Annotated in this window: 3 protein-coding genes and 1 pseudogene; 2 read left to right on the top strand and 2 right to left on the bottom strand. The window is 66.3% G+C overall.

Annotated elements, in window-relative coordinates; translation table 11 throughout:
* Window positions 1-836 (bottom strand): annotated as a pseudogene (locus ACFDTC_RS17730) (carbamoyl phosphate synthase large subunit); the annotation flags it as partial.
* A 223-nt stretch (window positions 837-1059) separates the two neighbouring features.
* Between ACFDTC_RS17730 and ACFDTC_RS17725 the strand changes: the two are divergent.
* Window positions 1060-1887, top strand: a complete 828-nt coding sequence (locus ACFDTC_RS17725) for a manganese catalase family protein (protein ID WP_375260201.1) — start codon at window positions 1060-1062, stop codon at window positions 1885-1887.
* A gap of 94 nt (window positions 1888-1981) precedes the next feature.
* On the opposite strand, the gene ACFDTC_RS17720 is transcribed toward ACFDTC_RS17725, so the two are convergent.
* Window positions 1982-3151 carry a class I SAM-dependent methyltransferase gene (locus tag ACFDTC_RS17720; RefSeq protein ID WP_375260200.1) on the bottom strand — a complete coding sequence of 390 codons (1170 nt, stop codon included), beginning with the start codon at window positions 3149-3151 and terminating at the stop codon, window positions 1982-1984.
* Between the two features lie 225 nt (window positions 3152-3376).
* Here ACFDTC_RS17720 and ACFDTC_RS17715 point away from each other — a divergent pair.
* Window positions 3377-3791: OB-fold nucleic acid binding domain-containing protein (locus ACFDTC_RS17715; protein WP_375260199.1), on the top strand; the 415-nt coding region annotated here is incomplete at its 3' end.

The following is a 3791-nucleotide window of genomic DNA, read 5'->3' as shown; positions in this document are numbered from 1 at the left end:
TTGCGCATCATCTGGTATTCCTTGTCGGTCAGCGTCAGCGCGGGGGCGACGGTGATGGAATCCCCGGTATGCACGCCCATCGGGTCGACGTTCTCGATGGCGCAGACGATGATCGCGTTGTCCGCCTTGTCGCGGACGACCTCCATCTCGAACTCTTTCCAGCCCAGCAGCGACTCGTCGATCAGGATCTGGCCCACGGGCGAGGCATCCATGCCCGAGCGGCAGTAATGGATGTAATCCTCGCGGTTGTAGGCGACGCCGCCGCCGGTGCCGCCCAGCGTGTAGGCGGGGCGGATGATCGCCGGCAAGCCCACGATGTCGAGCGCGGCCAGCGCCTCGGCCACGCCGGCGTCGAGGTCGCGCTTGCCGTTGGGTTTCAGCGGCGCGGTGACGATGGTCGCGGCGGGGTTTTCCAGGCCGATGCGGTCCATCGCCTCGCGGAAGAGGCGGCGGTCCTCGGCCATCTCGATCGCCTCGCGGCGCGCGCCGATCATCTCGACGCCGTGCTCGGCCAGCACGCCCATCTCCTCGAGCTTCAGCGCAGTGTTGAGGCCCGTCTGGCCGCCCATCGTGGGCAGCAACGCGTCGGGCTTTTCCTTGGCGATGATCTTGGCGACCACCTCGGGGGTGATCGGCTCGATATAGGTGGCGTCGGCCAGGCCCGGATCGGTCATGATCGTCGCCGGGTTCGAGTTCACGAGGATGACGCGATAGCCTTCCTCGCGCAGGGCCTTGCAGGCCTGGGCGCCGGAATAGTCGAATTCGCAGGCCTGCCCGATGATGATGGGCCCCGCGCCGATGATCATGATGGACGAGATATCGGTGCGTTTGGGCATTCGGTCCCCCGGAAAAGTGGGTCAGGTCAGGTCGGGCAAATTGGCGGCGTTATAGACAGCGCACCCGCCCGTGCAAGCCCAATCCCCGGCGACGGGTGCACGGCCCGCCCCGGCGCCATGCCGCTGTTGTCGAAAATTCACCGGAACACGGGGGCGGGCGCCTTGTTGTCGGGGCAGTGGCGGTGCCGGGCCGTCCGACAATGTCAGTTCAAAGGAAATCCCGATGTTTCACCACTCCTCGAAACTCCAGTACCAGGTTCGTGTCGACACGCCGGATCCGATCTTCGCCAAGCACCTGCAGCAGGCGATCGGCGGCATCGAGGGCGAGATCCGCGTCGCCATGCAGTACTTCTTCCAGGCGATGGGCGCGCGCGGCGACGCCAAGTATCGCGACATGCTGATGATGACGGCGACCGAAGAGCTGTCGCACATCGAGTTCCTCGGCCATGCCGTGGCGCTGAACCTCGAAGGCGCGCCGGTCTCGGTGCAGGAGAAGGCCGCGCAGGACCCGGTGGTCAACGCGATCCTGGGCGGGACGAACCCGCGCCACATCCTGTCGTCGGGCCTGTCGGCGATGCCGGTCAACGCCAACGGCGTGCCCTTCGACATGAGCCACGTCTACGCCACGGGCAACCTGGGCGCGGACATGATGGCCAACGCCACCGCCGAGGCCGGCGGCCGCGTGCTGGCCAGCCGTCTCTACAACATGACCGACGACGCGGGCATGAAGGACATGCTGTCGTTCCTGATCGCGCGGGACACGATGCACCAGCAGCAGTGGCTGGCGGTGATCGAGGAGTTGGGCGGCATGGAGGCGCAGCTGCCGATCCCGAACTCGACCCCGCAGGAGCACGAGGCGACCGAGCACAGCTACTACTTCCTCAACACCTCGCTGGACGAGCCGACGCCGGAAGGCCGCTGGACCAAGGGCAAGTCGCTGGACGGCCGGTCCGAGTTCAGCATCAAGGAAAAGCCCGAGCCGCAGGGCCAGAAGCCGGACCTGGGCAAGGCGCGTCCGGGCACCGGCACGCAGGTGGAACAGCAGAAGTAAGGCGCACGGGGTGCCCGGTGGGGCGCCCCGTCGTCACCGCATGAAAAACGCGGCGCCGGGATGTCGGCGCCGCGTTTCGTTCGTCGGGCGGGCTTCACTCGGCGGCGCGCATGGCGGGTTGCTCGGCCGGTCCGTAGAGATAGTCGCGCGTCTTCGGCACGGCGTATTGCTTGCGCCCCAGCTGGAACTGGAACACCGCCTGCCACTGCTCCTCGAACGCCATCTCGCAGGCGACGAGGTAGAAGCGGAACATGCGCACGAAGCGTTCGTCGTACATGGCGCGCACCTTGTCGATGTTCTCCTCGAAGCGCAGGTGCCAGTGGTGCAGGGTCGGGCCGTAATGGCCGCGCAGGATCTCGATGTCCTGGGTGTAGAGGCCCGAGCGTTCGACCGCGGGCATGAGGTCGGTCATCGACGGCACGTAGCCGCCGGGGAAGATATACTTCTCGAGCCACGGGTTGGTGGGCGACGGTGCCTCGACGTTGCCGATGGTGTGGATCAGCGCCACGCCGTCCGGGTCCAGCAGGTCGCACACCTTGTCGAAGTAGTCGCCGTAATGCGGCAGGCCCACGTGCTCGAGCATGCCGACGCTGACGATCCGGTCGAAGTTGTCCTGCACCTTGCGGTAATCGCGCAGCTCGAACTTGACGCGATCGGACAGGCCGGCTGCCTCGGCGCGCTTGGTCGCGGTGGCATGCTGGTTCTGCGACAGGGTCACGCCGGTGACCTGCGCGCCGAAGTCGCGCGCCAGCGTCATCGCCATGCCGCCCCAGCCGCAGCCGATGTCGAGCACGCGCATCCCCGGCTCGATCCGCAGCTTGCGGGCGATATGCGCCTTCTTGGCCTCCTGCGCCTGTTCCAGCGTCATCTCGGGGCGCGCGAAGTAGGCGCATGAATACTGCATGTCCTCGTCAAGGAAGAGGCGGTAGAGGTCGTCCGAGATGTCGTAGTGATGCGCCACGTTCTTGCGCGCGCGCAACGCGTCGTTGCGCTGCACGAAGCGGCGCGCGGCCATGCGGGTGGACTGGTAGGCGTTGAACCAAGCGGGCATGCCGCCCATCCGCTGGTTGCGCACCAGCATCGCCAGAACGTCGTAGAGTTGGTCGTCGGGCACCACCAGCGTGCCGTCCATGTAGCATTCGCCCAGGGCCAGGACCGGCCTGGTCGCTAGCGCCTTGACGGCGGAGTCGTCGGTGATGTGGATGGCTTCCTCGGGGGCTTCGCCGGTGCCGAACCGTTCGACCCGTCCGTCCGGCCAGGTCACCCGCAAGGTTCCGTAACGGATGAAACGTCGCAGAAAACGACTGAAAACGGTCTGCCACATGACCTTGCCCTCACTTCACGAATCAATCACCAGTCTGTCAACGGTTCATGAGGCTAACCGATCCGCCGTTTCTCGCCAAATTCTTCGCGTTCCCTTGACTTTGCGGGCTGGGGGCGGTGTATCGGCGCCTGAATTCCCGGCAGTTTCACACCGAAAGGCCCCGTCATGCACGCCTTCCGCAGCCACACCTGCGCCGATCTGAACAAGGCCCATGTGGGCGAAACCGTCCGGCTTGCGGGCTGGGTCAACCGCATCCGCGATCACGGCGGCGTGCTGTTCGTCGACCTGCGCGATCACTACGGCATCACGCAGGTGCTGTGCGATCCCGACAGCCCCGTCTTCGCCGAGGTCGAGAAGCTGCGCGCCGAATGGTGCGTGCGGATCGACGGCGTCGTGAAGGCCCGCGACGAGAGCCTGGTCAACCCGCGCATCCCCACCGGCGCGATCGAGGTCTACATCCAGGACCTGACCGTGCTGGGCCGCTCGGACGAGCTGCCGCTGCAGGTCTTCGGCGATCAGGATTACCCCGAGGAGACGCGCCTGCGGTACCGCTATCTCGACCTGCGGCGCGAGGCGATGC

Origin of the sequence: Citreimonas sp. (assembly GCF_042096055.1) — a bacterium.
In the GTDB taxonomy this organism is placed as follows: domain Bacteria; phylum Pseudomonadota; class Alphaproteobacteria; order Rhodobacterales; family Rhodobacteraceae; genus Citreimonas.
Note: the sequence above shows the minus strand (reverse complement) of the source record. Positions and strands in the feature narration are given on the sequence as shown.